The organism is Erwinia sp. 009765445 (genome assembly GCF_058137865.1).
Genome location: NZ_JBYUWC010000021.1, coordinates 41,099 through 60,168, shown reverse-complemented (window position 1 = coordinate 60,168; position 19,070 = coordinate 41,099). Strand labels below are relative to the sequence as shown.

At 57.5% G+C, this 19,070-nt stretch carries 15 protein-coding genes; 10 read left to right on the top strand and 5 right to left on the bottom strand.

All coding sequences use genetic code 11. The features are described from left to right. Window positions 1–58: 58 nt before the first annotated feature. Genes AC3Y5R_RS20325 through AC3Y5R_RS20310 form a run of 4 tightly spaced genes read left to right on the top strand, consistent with a single transcriptional unit; the run spans window position 59 to window position 4,607 of the window. Window positions 59–670, top strand: coding sequence for a glutathione S-transferase (locus AC3Y5R_RS20325; RefSeq protein ID WP_489922837.1), 612 nt, complete (start codon window positions 59–61; stop codon window positions 668–670). A gap of 16 nt (window positions 671–686) precedes the next feature. After that, the gene (gene selA / locus AC3Y5R_RS20320; protein ID WP_489922836.1) at window positions 687–2,066 is read left to right on the top strand and encodes an L-seryl-tRNA(Sec) selenium transferase; all 1,380 of its coding nucleotides are present in this window, start codon (window positions 687–689) and stop codon (window positions 2,064–2,066) included. Continuing rightward, window positions 2,063–3,901, top strand: coding sequence for a selenocysteine-specific translation elongation factor (gene selB, locus AC3Y5R_RS20315; protein WP_489922835.1), 1,839 nt, complete (start codon window positions 2,063–2,065; stop codon window positions 3,899–3,901). The genes selA and selB overlap by 4 nt, the downstream gene beginning before the upstream one ends. Window positions 3,902–3,944: 43 nt before the next feature. Further along, entirely contained in the window at window positions 3,945–4,607 is a 663-nt protein-coding gene (locus AC3Y5R_RS20310) for a DUF1345 domain-containing protein (protein WP_489922834.1), read from the top strand. Between the two features lie 33 nt (window positions 4,608–4,640). On the opposite strand, the gene torA is transcribed toward AC3Y5R_RS20310, so the two are convergent. From torA to AC3Y5R_RS20285, 5 genes are all read right to left on the bottom strand, one after another. Further along, entirely contained in the window at window positions 4,641–7,124 is a 2,484-nt protein-coding gene (gene torA / locus AC3Y5R_RS20305) for a trimethylamine-N-oxide reductase TorA (RefSeq protein ID WP_489922833.1), read from the bottom strand. Further along, window positions 7,114–8,271, bottom strand: coding sequence for a NapC/NirT family cytochrome c (locus AC3Y5R_RS20300; protein WP_489922832.1), 1,158 nt, complete (start codon window positions 8,269–8,271; stop codon window positions 7,114–7,116). The genes torA and AC3Y5R_RS20300 overlap by 11 nt, the downstream gene beginning before the upstream one ends. A 186-nt stretch (window positions 8,272–8,457) precedes the next feature. Beyond that, the gene (locus AC3Y5R_RS20295) at window positions 8,458–10,452 is read right to left on the bottom strand and encodes an autotransporter outer membrane beta-barrel domain-containing protein (protein ID WP_489922831.1); all 1,995 of its coding nucleotides are present in this window, start codon (window positions 10,450–10,452) and stop codon (window positions 8,458–8,460) included. A gap of 178 nt (window positions 10,453–10,630) precedes the next feature. Further along, entirely contained in the window at window positions 10,631–11,773 is a 1,143-nt protein-coding gene (locus tag AC3Y5R_RS20290) for an ROK family transcriptional regulator (RefSeq protein ID WP_489922830.1), read from the bottom strand. Window positions 11,774–11,830: 57 nt separating this feature from the next. Then, window positions 11,831–13,000: a sodium:solute symporter family transporter gene (locus tag AC3Y5R_RS20285; protein ID WP_489922829.1), complete on the bottom strand. Its 1,170-nt coding sequence runs from the start codon at window positions 12,998–13,000 to the stop codon at window positions 11,831–11,833. A 282-nt stretch (window positions 13,001–13,282) separates the two neighbouring features. Between AC3Y5R_RS20285 and AC3Y5R_RS20280 the strand changes: the two genes are divergently transcribed. The 6 genes from AC3Y5R_RS20280 (at window position 13,283) to AC3Y5R_RS20255 (ending at window position 19,070) form a co-directional block, all read left to right on the top strand. After that, entirely contained in the window at window positions 13,283–13,846 is a 564-nt protein-coding gene (locus AC3Y5R_RS20280; RefSeq protein ID WP_158782417.1) for a DNA-3-methyladenine glycosylase I, read from the top strand. Between the two features lie 108 nt (window positions 13,847–13,954). Continuing rightward, entirely contained in the window at window positions 13,955–14,617 is a 663-nt protein-coding gene (locus AC3Y5R_RS20275) for an OmpA family lipoprotein (protein ID WP_489922828.1), read from the top strand. 195 nt (window positions 14,618–14,812) lie between these two features. After that, entirely contained in the window at window positions 14,813–15,844 is a 1,032-nt protein-coding gene (locus AC3Y5R_RS20270; protein ID WP_489922827.1) for a LacI family DNA-binding transcriptional regulator, read from the top strand. Window positions 15,845–15,996: 152 nt separating this feature from the next. Continuing rightward, window positions 15,997–16,746: a sugar phosphate isomerase/epimerase family protein gene (locus AC3Y5R_RS20265; RefSeq protein WP_489922826.1), complete on the top strand. Its 750-nt coding sequence runs from the start codon at window positions 15,997–15,999 to the stop codon at window positions 16,744–16,746. 3 nt (window positions 16,747–16,749) lie between these two features. After that, a complete protein-coding gene (locus tag AC3Y5R_RS20260; RefSeq protein ID WP_489922825.1) occupies window positions 16,750–17,703 on the top strand; it encodes a sugar kinase in 954 nt (317 codons plus the stop codon). A gap of 83 nt (window positions 17,704–17,786) precedes the next feature. Further along, on the top strand, window positions 17,787–19,070 hold the full coding sequence (locus AC3Y5R_RS20255) for an MFS transporter (RefSeq protein WP_489922824.1): 1,284 nt from the start codon (window positions 17,787–17,789) through the stop codon (window positions 19,068–19,070).

The following is a 19,070-nucleotide window of genomic DNA, read 5'->3' as shown; positions in this document are numbered from 1 at the left end:
GCCGCCCGTTTAACGACAACCAGGCCGGATCGCTCCGGCCCGACAGGGGAATCGCACAATGAAACTCATCGGCAGTTATACCAGTCCCTTCGTACGGAAAATTTCGGTGATCATGCTGGAAAAAGGCATCACGTTTGAGTTTATCAACGAATCACCCTGGACGGAGGAGAGCCACATCCCGCAGTACAACCCGCTGGGCAAAGTCCCCGCGCTGGTGACCGGGCCGGAGGAAACCTGGTATGACTCCCATATCATTGCTGCGTACCTTGAACAGCTGGATATCGCACCAGCACTGATACCGCGAGAGAAGCTGGCAGCGCTGAAGGTGCAACAACTGGAGGCGCTGGCGGACGGCATTGGCGATGCGGCGGTGATCCTGTTACGGGAGCAAATGCGTCCGCCGGAGCAGCAAATGGAAAGCCAGCTGCTGCGCCAGCGAGAGAAAATTCAGCGCGGACTGGATGCACTGGAAAAGGAAGCCGCTAAAGGCACCGTACTGAACAGCGACAGGTTGAATGTGGCAGACATCGCCACCGCCTGCCTGATCGGCTTTATCAATTTCCGCCGCATTCTGCCGAACTGGTGCGTGGAGCGCCCGGCACTGGTGAAACTGGCGGAAAAAATGTTCGAACGCGAGAGTTTTGCCCGTACGGTCCCCCCAACATCGTGAGTCCCTTAGTGAAACCATGAACACACTTTTCAGTCAGCTCCCGTCCATCGACAGCCTGCTGCGCGACTCCGCCGTACAGGCCCTTACCGGCCAGTATGGTCACCAGCAGGTCGTTACCACTCTGAGAACGCTGCAGCAGGAAGCCAGAGAGCAGATCCTGCAACAGCAGCAGTTGCCGGAGTGGCAGGTCGACTGGCCGCAGGCAGCAGAACAACGTCTGCAGGCTCAACAGCAGAGCGCGCTGCGCCCGGTCTTTAATCTGACCGGCACCGTGCTGCATACCAATCTGGGGCGTGCCTTGCTCAGTGAAAGCGCGGTGGAAGCGGTTGCCAGCGTGATGCGCTCACCGGTGACGCTCGAATACGCGCTGGATGAAGCGGAGCGTGGGCATCGTGACCGACCGTTAGCCGATCTGTTGTGCCAGCTGACCGGTGCAGAAGATGCCTGCATCGTGAATAACAACGCGGCGGCAGTGCTGCTGATGCTGGCCGCGCTGGCACCCGGTCAGGAAGTTGTCGTCTCACGCGGTGAGCTGGTAGAGATCGGCGGGGCCTTTCGCATTCCCGATGTGATGAAGCAGGCTGGCTGTCAGCTGGCTGAAGTGGGCACGACCAACCGCACTCATCTGAAAGATTACCGCCAGGCTGTCGGGGAAAATACCGCGCTGCTGATGAAGGTGCACACCAGTAATTATCAGATTGAAGGTTTTACCAGCGCAGTGGAAGAGAGCGATCTGGCCGCGCTGGGGCGCGAGCTGAACGTGCCGGTGATTACCGATCTGGGCAGCGGCTCGCTGATCGACCTCAGTCAGTACGGCCTGCCTGCCGAACCCATGCCGCAGCAGCTGATTGCCGCCGGGGTCAGCCTGGTGAGTTTTTCGGGCGACAAGCTGCTGGGTGGCCCACAGGCCGGGATTATCGTCGGCAAAAAAACGCTGATTGCCCGTCTGCAACAGCATCCGCTGAAGCGGGCACTCCGCGTGGATAAAATGGTGCTCGCCGCGCTGGAAGCCACCCTGAAGCTTTATCTGCAGCCGGAAAAGCTGGCTGAACAGCTGCCGACGCTACGTTTGCTGACCCGTTCGCAGGCTGATATCCGTGCCCAGGCTGAGCGTCTGTTACCCGCACTCGAAAAAGCATTTGGTGAACAATTTACGCTTGAGATCGCTGCCTGTTCATCACAAATCGGCAGCGGTTCATTGCCGGTCGATCTGCTGCCCGGTATGGCAGTAACGCTGACTCCACGCGATGGTCGTGGCAGTGCGCTGCAACAACTGGCCGCTACTTTGCGCCAGCTGGCCGTACCGGTTATCGGAAGGATCCAGGCTGGTAAGCTGTGGCTGGATCTCCGCTGCCTGCAGGAGGAAGCGCTGTTCCTCAGGACGATAGCCCGATGATCATTGCCAGTGCAGGCCATGTCGATCATGGCAAAACCGCGCTGCTGCATGCGATCACCGGGATCAACGCCGACCGCCTGCCGGAAGAGAAAGCGCGCGGTATGACCATCGATCTCGGTTATGCCTACTGGCCGCAATACGATGGCCGCGTAATCGGCTTTATCGACGTGCCAGGTCATGAAAAATTCCTCGCCAATATGCTCAGTGGCACCGGCGGCCTGGATCACTCCCTGCTGGCGGTGGCAGCCGATGACGGCGTGATGCCACAAACCCGCGAGCATCTGGCTATCCTTCAGCTTAACGGCCAGCCTCCTCTGACCGTCGCCATTACCAAGGCAGACCGGGCGGATGAGTCGCGCCTGCTTGAAGTGGAGCAGCAGATACGCGAGCTGACCACGCAGCTGGGCTGGCCGGAGATCGCCCTGTTCGTCACCAGCGTGACGCAGAGTCGCGGCATCGGCGAACTGGCCAGCCATCTCCGCCAGCTCCCTTCGCGTAGCCGGGACGAGAATAAGCGCTTCCGGCTGGCGATTGACCGCGCATTCAATGTGAAAGGCGCAGGCACGGTGGTGACCGGAACGGCGCTGGGCGGCAAGGTCAGCGTTGGCGATAAACTCTGGCTGACCGGAATGGACAAAGCCGTGCGCGTGCGGGGACTGCATGCGCAAAACCAGCCGACAGAAGTGGCTTACGGCGGCCAGCGAATCGCCCTGAACATCACTGGCGGCGTGGAAAAAAGCGAGATTTCCCGTGGCGACTGGCTGCTGGAAACCCGGGCAGAAAGTCCGACAGAACGGCTGATTGTGGCGCTGACTCTGCACCAGCCGCTGCAGCAGGGGCAACCGCTGCATATCCATCATGCGGCAAGCCATATTACCGGTCGCGTTTCAGTGCTGGATGGCGATCTGGCAGAACTGCGGCTGGATACCCCGCTTTGGCTGGCCGATAACGACCGGCTGATCCTGCGTGACATTACCGCCCGCCAGACGCTGGCCGGAGCAAGAGTGGTGCTGCTCACGCCGAAAAAACGCGGCAAGCGGCAACCTGATTATCTGCACTGGCTGCATCGGTTGGCGGCGGCAGAAAACGACGGGCAGGCACTGGAATGTTATCTGCAGGAGCACCCCTGCCGCAAAGAGCTGCTGGCCTGGGCACGGCAGCTGACTCCATCGGCACTGGCCAACGAGCTTGAGGCGCTTAAACCGGTCGAAGCCGGAGATTACCTGATGCTGACCGGTTCCATTGCAAAGTGGCAGGCGCTGCTGCACAACACCCTGAGCGACTATCATCAGCACCACGGTGACAGGCCGGGCCTGGGGCGCGACCGCCTACGGCGCATGGCGCTGCCAAACCAGCCGGAAGAGGTGGGCCTGGCGCTGATTGATCTGCTTACGGCCAGCGGCGAACTGGGCAACAACCACGGCTGGCTGCACCTGCCCGAATTCTCCATCGACTTCCTCCCTGAAGAAGCGCAGCTCTGGCAGCGTGCCGAACCGCTGCTGGCTGAAGGTGCCAGGTGGGTCCGTGATATGGCAGAAAAGCTGGGCGTGGAAGAGGAGCTGATGCGGCACACGTTACGCAAGGCGGCGCAGAGCGGCTTTATCACTGCTATTGTCAAAGATCGCTACTTCTCCAGCGAAAAGATGAAAAGCTTCGCTGAACTGATCCGCCAGCGTGACCAGGCAGGCCAGAGCACCAGCGCGGCAGATTTCCGCGACCAGCTGGCGGTCGGCCGCAAACTGGCAGTGCAGGTGCTGGAATTTTTTGACCGCAGTGGTTTCACCCGTCGTAAAGGCAACGAGCATCTGCTGCGGGACAGCGACATGTTCAGCTAAATGCGTCTACAGTAAAGAGATTACCAGCGGATGGGATCGGGAAATGAAGGCACTGCACTTTCTGCGTCACTATTACCACACACGTCCCAGGCTGCTGGCTGCTTTTATCGTGGCAGTAGCCAGCTTTTGTTTCCTGCCGGCAAGCCAGCCGCTGGTGCAAAAACTGCTGATTAGCTGGAACATACTGGCGTGGCTTTATCTGCTGCTGCTCTGGTGGCTGCTGCTCACCACCCCTACCAGGGAAATTGCCAGAATTGCCCGCGAACAGGATGAGAGCGCAGCCACCGTGCTGGGCCTGGTCTGCGTCACCTGCCTGGTCAGTATTCTGGCGATCCTGTTTGAACTCGGTGCAGTGAAGCACCTTTCGCAAGCCGGTCAGGCCCGGCATATCCTGCTGACTGCCCTCACGCTGATCGTCTCCTGGTCTCTGCTGCCCACGGCTTTTGCCATGCACTATGCCCATATGTACTATCAGGGCGATCCGGAGAAAAAGGTCCTGCTGTTTCCGGATAAGATCGCCGAACCCGGCTACTGGGATTTTATCTACTACTCCTTCACCATCGCGGTGGCCGCGCAAACAGCTGATGTGGCAACCGGGAATACCGCCGTCCGGCGCATCACCACGCTGCAGGCGGTATTATCCTTTCTGTTTAACCTGGCTATCCTGGGGCTTTCCATTAACGTCGGCGCAGGATTACTCAGTTAAGTTCGCAGAACCCTGAGCCGGAGCCGTAGCAGCTCAAGCCCGTGCAGCAGGCTGCTGAGCCAGGTGCGCGGTGTTAGCCGGAGCCTCACCGGTGAACTTCTCAATCTCCAGCAGCGCCATATGCCCGCAGTTGCCCTGCGCCAGCCTTGACGAACCAATATCGAAAGTCAGGCAATTAACGTTGCCATTCTTGCACAACGTGCCGGGTATGGACGGGTCCTGTGGATCATACCAGGCCCCTTCACTGATGCGCACCACGCCGGGACGAATATCTTCCGTTACGTCTGCTCCAACCAGGATCTGCCCCCGATCGTTAAAGGCCCTGACCAGATCGCCAGACTTGATCCCCCGGCTTGCAGCATCCTGTGGGTTGATCAGAATGGCTTCCCGGTCGGCCACGGCATATTTTCTCCGCAAAGGCGTGTTGTCCAGCTGGGAATGCAACCGGTGGCCCGAATGTGCCGTGTTCAGGGATAGCGGATACTTACGTGCCTGCGGACTGCCATGCCACTCTTTCGGCGGCTGCCAGCCCGGCAGGCCAGCACAGTCCGGATACTTCATGCTGGCGACGGTCTGCGAGAAAATTTCAATCTTGCCGCTTGGCGTTCCCAAAGGATTCAGCAGGGGATCGGCCCGATAATCTGCGAAGCGCACCCACTGCCTGTTCTCTTCCGGCACCGGGAAGCGAATGTAGTTTCCTGACTGCCAGAACATATCGAATGGCGGCAGAGGGATCCCGGCGTTGCGCGCCTGAACTTTCATGTTGTCGTACATCGCTTTCAGCCAAAGCATCTCATCCCGGCCTTCGGTAAAGGCCTGCTCCACGCCAAGGTGGGCAGCCAGGGCGCTGAAAATAGCAAAATCACTGCGTGACTGATGCTGGGGCGGCACGCACTGATGCATGGGGAAAACGTAGAGTTGCGAATAATCACCGCCCATATCCAGATCGTTACGCTCATAGCTGGTGGTGCAGGGCAGCACGATATCTGCATGCCTGGCGGTGGCAGTCCAGTAAGGTTCATGCACCACAATGGTTTCCGGCCGCCGCCACGCCTGAAGAAGATTGTTGGTATCCTGATGATGGTGGAAAGGGTTACCCCCGGCCACATAGACCATTTTCACATCCGGATAGGTCAGCTGCTTACCATTGTAATCAATGGTTTTTCCGGGGTTAGCCAGGCAATCGGCAATGCGCGCCACCGGAATGGGTGCGGGAGAATTTGCCGGAGCGGCCCCGGCGCTGATGCCGGAGAGAATACCGCCTCTGGCCGTGGGGCTGCCGCCGGAGGAGTAGTGGTAGCTGAAGCCAAAGCCGCCGCCGGGCAGCCCAATCTGACCAGTCATCGCTGCCAGCGTCACCAGCAGCCAGTGAGGTTGCTCGCCATGATGCTGGCGCTGAATTCCCCAACCCGCCATGATCATCGTGCGTTGCCTGACCAGCGTTCTTGCCAGTTCGCACAGCCGTTCTGCATCAATACCGCAGATCGCGCTGGCCCATTCGGCACTTTTCACCGTGCCATCACTTTCACCCAGCAGGTAAGCGCGGAATTTATCGAACCCCACGGTGTAGCGCTGCAGGAAGGCCTCATCATGCAACTTTTCCGTCAGCAGGGTATGGGCCAGGCCGAGGATCATCGCGGCATCGGTGTAAGCGGCAGGAGCCAGCCATTCCGCCTTCAACTTTCTGGCGCTCGGGCTGCGGATGGGATCAATGCAGATAACCCGCGTTCCCTTAGCCGCCAGCGCCTCAAATCCGGCCAGACCGACATGATCGGGCACGTTCCAGCTGTTTTTCAGCGTGGTCAGCGGGTTGCACCCCCAGAGGATCACCAGCTCGCTATGTTCAATCACGTTGGGCCAGGTGGTTTGCTGCTCGTAGACCTCCATTGAACCGACAACATGAGACATGATCACCTGCGCTGCGCCGGTAGAGTAGTCTCCGCTGTAGCTCAGAAAGCCACCCGCGAGGTTCATCAGACGGCTCAGCAACGCGCGGCTGTTGTGTAACATCCCGGTACTTTTCCAGCCATAAGAACCGGCATAGATTGATGAAGGGCCAGCGGTTTGCTGCAGGTGACGGATCTGGTCGCCCACCAGCCGGATAGCTTTGTCCCAGCTGACCTGCACCCACTCATCCCTGCCGCGCAGGTCGTTTCGGCTGCCCGGCCCCTGTTCAAGCCAACTTTTACGGATCATTGGGGAGGTAATCCGGTTGTGGGCATGAACCTGATACGGTGCCATTTCAATCAGCTCGTTGGGGGCAGGATCGTCCTGAACCGGCCTGACGCCTACCATCCGGTCGCTCTCCACCAGCGCTTCAAATGCTCCCCAGTGTGCCGCAGTGAGGATACCTTGCTGCGCAGGTCTCAGGGCTTTAAACAGCGGCATAGCCTGACTGATGGCCTGCGCGAGAACGGATTTGCTGAACAGCAGATCCAGCGAGCCGGCGGCCATCAGCAAACCACCTGCCTGCAAGAAACGGCGGCGTGACAGTCCGCTTAGCGTATTATTTTTCATGGTGGGTTCCTGCTGGCGACATATCGCTGGCGTGCTGCTGAACATACAGCGTCAGCAGGCGCAGCTGTTCCGGATTCAGTGAAGTGCGGGAAGCCATTCCCTTCATCACCCCAATCCACTGGTTAGCCGTGTAGTGATCGAGAGACGTCAGGCCGTGACAACCGGTACAGTTGGCAGTCATCAGCCCGGCAGCGTACTGCCAGATTTTTTTCCGATCTTCGACCAACGAGGCGGGTTGCAGCCACAGGTTAAGCGACACCTGATGCCAGACCATGCCTGTCTCACTGTCCTGCTCTGACCTGGTAGTTTTGATGTGGGATACCGCGCCTTCTCCGATAACGGCGCTGATGATGCGTTTACCGGCTGCGGCATAGATGACGCCGGGAACGCCTTCCTGCTGCCAGCCTGCCAGCTCAGCCTGCAGATAGCCCTTTTCCCGCTGCAGGATGTTCAGCTCCACAGCGGGAAACAGTGTTCCGGCAGAAGGCCCCTCTCCAGGTTGCAGCATAAAAGGTTGTGTGGCGATGCTGTAGAGCGGGCTGGCATCGGGCCTGGTGGTGGCCGCAATGGCTGCCAGCGCGGCGGCACCGGAAGAGTTACTTTGCCGCATATCCGGCAGGATGTGGGCCACACCACGATGGCAGTCTATGCAGGTTTCACCCTGTTTAATAGCCACCGGATGAGCCTTACGCGCTTCCGGCTGCTGGGCGAGAATATCCATCGCCTCAAAGCTGTGACAGCTGCGACAGGTGGCGGAATCGCTGGCTTTCATCGTCTTCCACACCGACTCTGCCATCGCTAACTTGTGGCTGTTGTACTGCTCCTCCGTGGCGATTTTCCCGGTAAGCTCGCCATAAACGTCTTTCACCGCGCCGAGTTTTGTCACCAGGTATGCGACAGGCTGAGAGGGAATATGGCAATCTGAACATTCGGCACGGATACCGGCATGGTTCTGAAAATGAATGCTGCCCTGATACTCTGCCAGCGGCCGCTCCATGCTGTGGCAGGAGACGCAAAAGGCCGTGTCGCTGGTTTTATGCAGCACCGTAACACTACCCGCAATCACCACCACGGCGAGCGCCATACCACAAAGAATGAGCAGGACAATACGCCAGCCCCGCCGCCCTGGTTTACTGAAAAACTCCATATCCTCTCCTGTCTTCCCTGCCCGCAGTACCGGGGAAATGAAAAGCCTGTTATCCCATATAATTTATGAGCTTAATTTGTGGCTAATCAAAAAGAAGCAAGGAGAGTACTCACTCAGGAGTAAAACCGTGGTGAAGGTAGCAATTCTGGCATTGAGTGGCTGAAAGGCCCGTGATGAGCCTTCAGCCTAAAATCTGGCGCTGACTCCGAGGTTATACATAAATTGTTCCCCAGAGCTGAGGCCGCCGGTTTGCGAGACGGAGGCAAAGGCAGCAACGGTCTCGCCCAGCGGCACATGAGCACCGACGGTCACGTCGACCCAGTTGGTATCCTGCTCTGCAGAATTGCGCACGAATGAGGTTTGCGTAGATTTCAGTCCGCCCCCGGCCCGCCAGACATTGTCACCAAACTGGTGGTTGTAGCTGACTTCCGCCCAGGGATTGATCCAGCCCAGCAGCGAGTCCACCCGCCAGCCCAGCGCACCAATTTGTGAATGGTAATTCTGGTCATCAAAGCGCATCGCCGTGCTGCTGTCGCCCTGCTCTTTGTAACCATCAACCGAGCTGTAATCCAGTGCGTACTGTGCCATCGGACCGGTGGTCAGAATTGATCCGATCGGGATATCCCAGCCGGTGGTGATCCGCGCACCAAACTGTGTGCCACTGGTATCGCCGTTTTCGGTGCGTGTGGTGGGGCCAAGCTGAATGGAGCGTTTGATGTCGTCATAATTTACTGAGGCATAGTGCGCATCGGCATTCACCCAGCCATTATCAAAGAATGACAGCTCGCTGTAAGCCGACAGCAGCCAGCCACGCATTTTATAATCGTAACGCGGCGTGGGATGCTGGCTGTCGTCCGAACCGGACACCAGTGCGCCTGCCAATAAATTATCGGTGAGTTTGTAATCCACGCCCAGCGTCAGATTGTGGGTGGTGGTGTCGCCGTCTCCGGCCGCCAGGTTCGACGAATAATCATAATGCTGCCCGGCATAACCGCCGTAAATGCCCAGAGAACCCTGCGGATTATCGCCGTGGCGCTGTTGCTGTAACCGGCTGTCGAGCGTGGCGCGGGCATCGCGGGACATCGCCAGAGTAGCCTGATTCAGCGCCACTACCTGAGCGGGTGCATCAAGCACTGACTGAATGTAATCGCCAATCAGCAGATGGGTGGCCGGACTGGGATGCAGATGGTCAGCAAACAGGTAAGCCTGTTCGCTGGAAAAACCAGGCGTGGCCGTGCCACAGTTCGCCGCAGAAACACCAGGCGGACAGGCCATTCCGGCGGTATTAGTCAGGCCGTAAAGAGCAGGATTACTCAGCACCTCGTTAAACAACCCATTGATGTCCACGCGCACGATATTACCGTTCAGCAGAGCAAGCTGGTTGTCCTCCTGCTGATTGTAGCTGGCGGTCAGCGCGCTGGCCTGGCTGCTGGCAGACTGCCACGCCTGATAAAGCTGGGTGGCTATCGCCTGCTGAACGCTGGCGATGTTGCTGACCTGCCCTGCTGCGGCCACCAGCGCCTGATAGATGGCCTGATTGCGATCGGCCTGGTTCAGCGTCGGCTGGCTATCCAGAGAAGCAAAAGCCGCCGCCAGGGCGGAACTGGCTACCGCAGACAATCCGGTCTGGATCACCGTTTCCAGCAGGACGGGCGTGGCACCAATGTCCGGCACCGTCGGGACAATCACCGTTCCTGCTCCGGCAGCCAGCAAAGCCTGCACCTGGCTGGCCGCGGCAAAGGCGCTGGTGCTGACAATGCCCTCGGCAGTTTGCGGGTTCAGCGCGGCGGCGGCCAGATCGTTGCCGCCCACCCAGTGAACGTACAATCCGTCAGCATCAGCCCGCCCGCCAGTCGCCGCAAAGTAAGCGCGAACCTGATTGGCTGTATTATCGATGGGATTGAGTTGCGGAACCGCCACGGCATCGCCAGCGGCGTAATTGGTGCCCCCGGCATCGGAAGGACGCAGCGACTGATTAATTTTTGCGGCCAGGACATCATCGTATAAAGGGTGCTGGCTTCCGTCCCAAGTGTAGCGACCATTGTTGCCACTGTCACTTAAGCTGTCACCAAAAACGCAAAGCTGATCGAAACTGTAAGCCACACTGCCAGAACAGAGATAACAAGCCGTCCACGCCGCCCCAAAGGCATAACGGCGCGTGCACAAGCGATTCTTTGACATGAAATGACTCCGGGAAAGAGCCCGAAAGCGGTAAGTTTAAGGCGTTCTTTTTACATTTTTTAAAGGTCTTTCTGTTGAATAACTATTGCCTGGTTAACACCCACGTCAAGTTGTTATCGACTCTTTTTAACCAGCTTTAATAAGCTTTATTCATTTTTCGCGCGGTCGATACATTAATTCAGGAAGAGGGGAAGTGGGCAGCCACTTCGCTCTGCTCAATAACCGCCAGCGCCAGCCCGAGCGGAGGTGCCAGAGGAGAAGGAAGAAAATGGAGGTGAGTATGCTGAAAAGTGAAGGCCAGCGTGTTCGTCCGGGCGCTTTCCAGCGCGCTGGCACAGAAAGCCGGGCTGACGTTCCACGGACTGTCGATCATCAGCGATGCCGGGTTCATCAGCAGCATAATCTGGCTGAGGGCTTTACCCAGATACCGCCCGGCCTCCACCATAACCTCATCAACAATTTGGGGTGCCTGAGAACGTCTCTGCCAGCTCAATCCCGCCTGCCATGCCTGCAGCTGCCGGTTTATAGCCGGAATGCTGATCAGCGCTTCCAGACAACCACGCTGACCGCAACAGCACTCCGGGCCGTCAGCGACCGTCAGATGCCCCGCTTCACCGGCTGTCCAGCTGCTGCCGGTGAACACTTCGCTGCCGCGTAACAGTGCTCCGCCCGTGCCCTCACCGATGCGCAGATAAAAACAGCTGCTTCCTGCAGCCACTTCTGTCGTTTGCAGGGAGAGCAGAGCCGCCGCTTTGACATAATTCATCACCTTTAGCGGCACGCTTTTCGAGTGGGCAACAGCCGCCCGGATATCCACGTTCTGCCAGCCCAGGTGCGAGGAGAGATGAAGATAGCCGTTATCCGAATCCACAATCCCAGGAAAACCCAACCCGATGCCCAGCAGTTCAGGGTGGCGCTGCGATAAAGCCCCGCACTCTCTGGCCAGCTCAGCCAGCAGGCGCTGCGGATCTTGCGTGTCCGTCTCCCAGCTTTTCTGCTCCAGAACTTCTGAGAAATAATCGCATACCGTCAGGTGGATCTGATTGCGTTCAACCATCACTCCGGCTGCCTTCCGTTTTTCCGGACGCAGACTGATTTCAATCCCTGGCCGCCCGGCAGAAGAGACTGCCCGCGGTCCCAGCTCAATCACCCGATCCTGCGACAGCATCTCATCAACAATCAGCGACACAGTGTTTTTACTCAGCGCCAGCGCTTGCGAGATGCTCTGGCGCGTGGTGACGCGCTGTCTGCGCAGATAACTCAACACCCGTTTCTCGTTATTGAGGCGAAGTACGGCTGGTCCCTTTCCTGCTTCTTTCATGCTGGCGTGATCCGGAATCACGTATTCCGGCCAGTCTGGCAGTTTTCGGGGCTGATTTCATCCCCACACTTTCTGGCCTGCTTTCCAGGTCGCACAAAGCTTCACCCCGTGCGTTGCCGTCGTTTCCAGCAATATCACATCGCCCGGAGCACCCACGCTCAGCCCGGACTGCTCCCGCAGCCCCATCTGTCTGGCAGGCCGGAGCGAGGCCATTTCCAGCGCTTCCGGTAACGAAGCCAGCCCGTTGCGCAGCAGCATCGGGATGGAGATCGGCCCGACCAGCCCGTTAGGTAACAACGACATTGCCATCAGTGAATAGGAGCGGGAGGGATCGGCTAAGTCCGGGAACAGCAGCGGCGCAGCCCACATCGGCCAGAACAAAACCAGCGGCCAGATCAGATACAGTACCGCTGACAGCAGTGCCGCCTTACGCGCCTCTTTCCCACCGGACGAAGCGATAAAACGCTGGGCCAGGTTCCAGGTGCCCCCGTTGTAACTCAGGGTGTAAATAATAAAATAAGCGAGGATAAAGCCCAGCGAATAAGGTTCCTGCACGATCACCGTGTGCTGCGGCGGCAGACGATCCCAGATATGGATCAGCTCGCTGAAGCCGCCCAGGTGAATCGCAACCGCAATCACCATCACTATCGCCGCGACAAACTGCACGATGAACTGACCGAAATCATTACAGGCATCGGCCCACAGCCCGCCCATCACCGAATAAAACAGGCTCAGCGCCCCGGCAATCAGGATCCCCATCAGCGGATTAAAGCCGGTGAAGACGTTGATAATAATCGCGATAGCGGCCCATTTCGCGCCGACATCGAACACCTTCAGCAGAACGCCACTCCACGCCAGCACCTGCTGCGTGGGCACGTTATAGCGGGTGGCGAGGTATTCCATCGGCGATTCGATATTCATATGAACACGTAATCTTGCCCAGCGTGGGGCAAAAATGGCCGCGCCCAGCAAAACGGCCACCGCAATGGGAAACGCCCACCAGAAGTAGATAGTGATGCCTGCCTGATAGGCAACCGCAGCATAGGCGACAAAGACCGCCGCGCTGTAGCCCGACATATGGTGTGAAACGCCGGAGAGCCACCAGGGCATTTTCCCACCTGCCGTGAAGAAATCTTTGGTACTGCCCACGCGACGCATTGCCCAAAAGGTAATCAATACAATCATTAATGCATACAGCGCCATGACGAGATAATCGAGTAAATTCATAGCTGACTCCGGGACGAAGGGAGATTTAGCAATCCGGCACAGCCTGGATCGGTTTTTTTCCTGGTATGAATGCCGTCCGGTCAGGGTTACCGCAATTAGTCCTTACTTGGGACTAATTGACGCTAGCATGTCAGCGCTGGTTAAATTGTGATCAGAGTTACAAATTGAAAACCCCTGTCATAAGGCCTTCTTATCTTGCGGTCTGGCTCCGGACAAATGCCAGACGCTATACTGCCCGGGTGGAAAGAACGCCGATATTCATCGCCATTAAGGAAATTATCTATGCAACGTTGCGGCTGGGTTTCTCAGGATCCGATCTATCTTGCCTATCATGACGAAGAGTGGGGTATTCCGTTGACGGACAGCCGTGAGCTGTTTGAGATGCTTTGCCTTGAGGGACAAATGGCCGGATTATCATGGCTGACGGTGCTGAAAAAGCGGGAGAATTACCGCCAGGCTTTCCACCATTTCGATCCGCAGGCAGTGGCTTTGATGGACGAGGCAGATGTGGATCGGCTGATGCTGGACAGTGGCATTATCCGCCACCGGGGAAAAATCTCCGCCATTATCGCCAATGCCCGTGCCCTGCTGGCGATGGAGGCAAGAGGAGAGGCGTTTAACACTTTTATCTGGCAATTTGTCGATCATAAACCTCAAATCCATCACTACGCCGATTACCGCACTGCGCCTACTTTCAGCCCAATATCTGATGCATTATCAAAGGCGCTGAAGAAGCACGGTTTTAAATTCGTTGGCACGACCACCTGTTACTCGTTTATGCAGGCCTGTGGTCTGATCAGCGACCATACCACCGACTGCTTCTGCCATCCTGATAACCTTAAATAAGATTCTTTACAATAATTAAGAAGATAACACCGTTTTTTTTCCACAATCCGGCGGCATAATCGGCGTTTTAAGGGCGATTTCGCCTGTCGCTGTGGAGAATGAAGATTAATGAAAAAGCGTTATATCACCCTCGCTCTTGTTTTGAGCGGAACCATTGCTCTGTCCGGCTGTACCACCTACCCCTATACGGGCGAACGTGAAGCGGGTAAATCCGGGATCGGTGCAGGAATTGGCGCGGCGCTGGGCGCTGGCGTGGGCATGCTCTCTTCTTCGAAAAAAGACCGGGGCAAAGGCGCACTGATCGGCGCGGCAGCCGGGGCCGCCCTGGGCGGTGGTGCGGGTTACTATATGGACGTTCAGGAAGCCAAGCTGCGCGATAAAATGCGCGGAACCGGCGTCAGCGTCACCCGTAACGGCAATAACATCGTGCTGAACATGCCGAATAACGTCACCTTTGACAGCAGCAGCAGTACGCTGAAACCTGCCGGAGCCAATACCCTGACCGGCGTGGCAATGGTACTGAAGGAGTACCCAAAAACGGCGGTTAACGTCGTCGGCTATACCGACAGCACCGGCACCCGCCAGCTGAATATGACCCTGTCCCAGCAACGTGCTGACGGCGTGGGTAGCGCACTGATCACTCAGGGCGTCGCCGCTGACCGCGTGCGCACCAGTGGTATGGGGCCGGATAATCCTGTCGCCTCCAACAGCACCGCAGAAGGTAAAGCGCAGAACCGTCGCGTGGAAATCACCCTCAGCCCGCTGCAGTAATCCTGCTATGGCCGGGCAGCCCCGCCCGGTCATCAAATCTCAGAGTTCAATAAGCGTGACGCCGCTCGCTGGGCGGGATCGGCCAGATGGATTATGATGACCCGATCCACACTCCGTCAATTCGGACTATCTTAGGGTGTTAAGGCCAGCCATTGCTGAAACCTCTCCGTTAAAGTCACTTGTCCAAGGATCGCCATGAACCGCAAGGGCCCACGCGCCACCATCAGCGACGTTGCCAAAGCTGCAAAAACCGGAAAAACCAGCGTGTCCCGCTATCTCAACGGCGAGCAGCATGTGCTTTCCGCCGATCTGAAACAGCGCATCGAAAAGGCGATTGCCGGGCTGAATTACCGCCCAAGCCAGATGGCGCGAGGGCTGAAGCGCGGGCGTACCCGGCTAATTGGGCTGATCATTGCAGATATCACCAACCCCTACTCCGTTGAAGTGATGTGCGGCATTGAGGCGGCGTGCCGTGCTCAGGGCTTTACCCTGCTGATGTGTAACACCAACAACGAAGTGGATCAGGAGCAGCATTACCTGAATCTGCTGAGCAGCTATCAGGTGGAGGGCATTGTGGTCAATGCGGTGGGTATGCGTGAAGAGGCGCTGAGCCACCTGCAGCAATCCCTGCTGCCAATGGTGCTGATTGACCGCAAAATTCCGGAATTTGACTGCGATGTGGTCGGACTGAACAACGGTGAAGCTGCCCGCGTGGCGACCGAGCATTTGATCGAACAGGACTATCGCGCAGTGCTGTTTGTTACCGAGCCACTGGGGCTGGTCAATACCCGTCATGAACGCTTACAGGCTTTCAAAACGACAATGGAACGCCATCCCGGACGCTACGCTGAACAGGCTGAAGTGGCGCTAAACGATCCGGCGAAACTCGATCACATTCTGCTGGATTTCTGGCAGCGCCATCAGGCTGAGCACTGCGCCGTACTGGTAGTTAACGGCGCACTGACCTTGCAGGCGACCCGCTCGATGAAGCGTCTGGGCCTGGACTGGGGCAAACAGATGGGGCTGCTGGGCTTTGACGAGCTGGTCTGGGCGGAGCTGGCAGGAGTGGGCATCACCACGCTGAAGCAGCCGACCTGGCAAATCGGCTATTCGGCGCTGGAACAGGTGATCCGCCGCATTGAAGGGGATACCACGCCTCCTGAAGAACAGGTCTACTCCGGAGAGCTGATTGTTCGGGGATCGACAAGGTTTTCTCCCACCCCCTGATTTTCTGCCGTCATCCGGCACCTTTTCAGACTTCCCCTTAAAAAAAGTGTTCACATCGTGAGCGCGATCATAAAACCACAAGCTGCCTCTTTGCATTGGAACCGGTTCCATTTAACGTTTTTATAACGTCAGGGTCAGACCCGGAGGAACCAGTGAAACGTGAAGTGATCGTAGTGACGGCCGCCTATGGCCGCGATCGAATTAAAGCTATGGGAGGCCAGCAGGCCGTTTTGCCAGTCATTGCCGCCGCTGGCGCAGACGGGGTGGAAATCCGACGCGAACTGTTCAGCCCGGCAGAATTCGACGGGCTGCCTGCTCTGGGTCAGGCCATCAGTGCTTCCCGCCTGATAGCGTTCTATTCGGTACCGGAAGCGCTGTTTACCGATGAAGGATCGTTGAATCCCAACATCGATCAGCACGTCGCTGAGGCGCAGCAATTAAATGCCCAGCTACTAAAATATTCACTGGGTCACTATCAGCATGGTGCTGACTACTCCCAACTGCGCGAGAAACTTTCGGGGTTACCGGTTCACCTGGTGGTGGAAAACGATCAGACCGACTGCGGCAGGCTGAGTGCGCTGGACAGCTATTTTCACGACTGCGGCGAGGCCCGGGCCGGTAATGGCATGACCTTCGATATGGGCAACTGGCTGTGGGTCGGCGATGATCCGCTGCAGGCGGCAGAACGTCTGAGCCGCTTCGTCAGCTACGTCCATGTGAAAGCCGCAGCCCCGGCTGAAAACGGCTGGCGTGCAGTGGCACTGGATGAGGCCAGTAACCTGTGGCGTGAAACACTGGCGCTGCTGCCCGCTGGCGTACCGCGCGGTATTGAGTTCCCGCTGGAAGGCGACGATCTGATTGCCGTTACCCGCCATTATGTTTATCTGCTGCGAGAGGAGTAAGCCATGACCATCCATGAAAACGGCACGCTGGACGCGGTCACCATTGGCGAAGCGATGGCGATGTTTATCGCCACTGAAAGCGGCGATCTGGCCTCAGCGGAATGCTTTATCAAGCGAATTGCCGGGGCGGAGCTGAATGTGGCGATCGGGCTGGCAAGGTTAGGGCTGAAGGTGGGTTGGGTCAGCCGCGTCGGCGATGACTCTTTTGGCCGCTTTACGCGCCAGCAGCTGGAAAAAGAGGGTGTCGACAGCCGCGAGGTTATCACCGACCAGCGCTATGCCACCGGTTTTCAACTGAAATCGAAAGTCGAAGACGGCTCCGATCCACTGGTGGAGTACTTCCGCAAAGGTTCCGCCGCCAGCCATCTTTCAGTGGCCGATTTTAACCGCGATTATTTTGGTTCAGCCCGCCATCTGCATCTGAGCGGCGTGGCGGCAGCGATTTCCGACAGTTCTCTGGCGCTGTCAAAACACGCCGCGCAGGAGATGAAGCGAATGGGCAAAACCATTTCCTTCGACCCCAACCTCCGCCCGGTGCTGTGGCCCAGCGAACAGGAAATGGCGAAGCAGCTGAACACGCTGGCAGGCTTCGCTGACTGGGTGTTACCTGGTGTCAGCGAGGGCAAAATCCTGACCGGTCACAGCCAGCCTGAAGCGATTGCCGACTTCTACCTCGATATGGGCGTAAAAGCGGTGATTATCAAAACCGGCGGTGACGGCGCCTGGTACAAAACTGCCGAAGGCGAGAAAGGTCAGGTGGCAGCAATCAGAACGGACAACGTGGTGGATACTGTTGGCGCTGGCGATGGCTTTGCCGTTGGCGTGATCAGCGCATTGCTTGAAGGGAAAACGTTGCCGCAGGCGATTAAACGCGGCAACAAAATCGGTTCTCTGGCAATCCAGGTAGCTGGCGACAGCGAAGGTTTACCGATGCGCGCTGCCTTGGGCGATTTTTAAAGTCTGAAACCGGCATCATTATGAAGCGGCATCGTTCCCCGGCGGAACAGAGTGCTGCCTCCTCATCAACAGAGGATAAGTCTATGAATAAGCATACAATCGCGCATAAACGCTGGTGGTATATCATGCCCATCGTGTTTATCACCTACAGCCTGGCGTATCTGGACAGGGCGAACTTCAGCTTCGCCTCCGCCGCAGGGATAAACGAAGATCTGGGCATCACCAAAGGCATGTCGTCACTACTTGGCGCCCTGTTCTTCCTGGGCTATTTCTTCTTCCAGATCCCCGGCGCGGTGTATGCCGAACGTCGCAGCGTAAAGAAGCTGGTGTTCATCTGTCTGCTGTTATGGGGCGTCTGTGCCTCACTGACCGGTGTGGTCAGCAACATCCCTGCGCTGGCGGCCATCCGCTTTGTACTTGGCGTGGTGGAAGCCGCAGTGATGCCAGCAATGCTGATTTACATCAGTAACTGGTTTACCAAATCCGAACGTTCGCGAGCCAATACCTTCCTGATCCTTGGTAACCCGGTCACCGTGCTGTGGATGTCGGTGGTTTCCGGCTACCTGATTGAAAGCTTCGGGTGGCGTGAAATGTTCATCTTCGAAGGCATTCCGGCGGTGATCTGGGCCGTCGCCTGGTGGTTTATGGTGCAGGATAAACCCGCGCAGGCGAAATGGCTGAGTCAGGATGAGAAAGCCGCGCTGCAGGCTCAGCTGCAACAAGAGCAGGAAAATATCAAAGCCGTGCGTAACTATGGCGAAGCATTCAAATCCCGCAATGTCATTATCCTCTGCATTCAGTACTTTACCTGGAGCATCGGCGTGTACGGCTTTGTGCTGTGGCTGCCTTCCATCCTGCGTAATGGCAGCCAGATGGGGATGGTCGAGGCAGGCTGGTTATCCGCAGTACCGTATCTGGCAGCCACAGTGGCGATGATTGTCGTTTCCTGGGCCTCCGATAAGTTACAGAACCGCAAATTGTTTGTCTGGCCGTTACTGCTGATTGGCGCGCTGGCGTTTTTAGGTTCATATCTTGTAGGGGCAAATAATTTCTGGCTGTCGTTCAGCCTGCTGGTGGTGGCCGGTGCAGCAATGTATGCGCCGTACGGTCCCTTCTTCGCCATCATCCCGGAAATGCTGCCGCGTAACGTAGCGGGCGGCGCGATGGCGCTGATTAACGCTATGGGTGCGCTGGGTTCTTTCCTCGGCTCCTGGGTGGTGGGTTATCTGAACGGTGCCACCGGCAACCCTGCAGCTTCGTATATCTTTATGGGGGCATCGCTGCTGATCTCGGTCTGGCTGACACTGATAGTAAAGCCCGCGGAGAACAAACAGCCTCCAATGCCGCATGGCGCTAAACATGCTTAA